The sequence below is a fragment of the Facilibium subflavum genome (assembly GCF_003574485.1).
GTDB lineage: Bacteria > Pseudomonadota > Gammaproteobacteria > Francisellales > Francisellaceae > Facilibium > Facilibium subflavum.
Map to the genome: position 1 here is coordinate 1 of NZ_QLIT01000281.1, position 734 is coordinate 734.

The 734-nt window shown below is 38.1% G+C and carries 1 protein-coding gene; it reads left to right on the top strand.

Going from position 1 to position 734, the window contains the following annotated elements:
- Positions 1 to 64: 64 nt before the first annotated feature.
- Entirely contained in the window at positions 65 to 727 is a 663-nt protein-coding gene (locus tag DNK84_RS13385) for a hypothetical protein (RefSeq protein WP_119344973.1), read from the top strand.
- Positions 728 to 734 lie beyond the last annotated feature (7 nt).

Sequence of the window (734 nt, forward strand, 5' to 3'; positions counted from 1 at the left end):
ACATTGAAGAAATGTCCTATGAAGGAGGATTGCAAGCAGCAGCCTAAATACCCACAAATTCCGAATGCGCCCGGCGAATATTTACCAACAACGTTTGTTTTTTCCATTTTTATATGGTCGAAATACACTTGATGCGTTAAACCAGCAATACGCTGGTTTTTTAATTGAGAGATCACTGTTACCTGCATTGACACACGCAGACAGTTCGATTACAAAATCCTTGCTGGTATCAATCATTGCAAGTTTAAAAGTTTCCCATGTCAATGATACTTTGCAGAATAATTTGCCTTTGTTATCAGCTATTACTGGGCTTAACAGCACGCAACTTGAGATTATGCTGCAGTATGGAAAGGTTGATGAAGTGGCACATCTGAATACAAAAAGCGTTGCTTCGGAATTTTTCAAAGATACTAACAGTTTGCAGACTGCCTATCGCAGCCTTTTTTCGACACGATTTTTTAATCAGTTTGTTGACCAATCACATTTACATTCGACTAACAAACAGCTATTAGATTTTATTGGACAAAGCATTGTCGTGAATCAAGAAATCTGTTTATTGCAGAAGGTGTTACCTGGGGTATTAACGGCGACAAATATTGTGCTAGATAATCAGGTGCGTTCTTTTATGTCGGAAGTTGAAGGGACTTTGCCAAAACAACGTTTCTACTGTAACCAGGACAGTTTTTTGTTGGAATTGCAAAATTTGATCCCACAGAGGGAGTATTGAAATAACT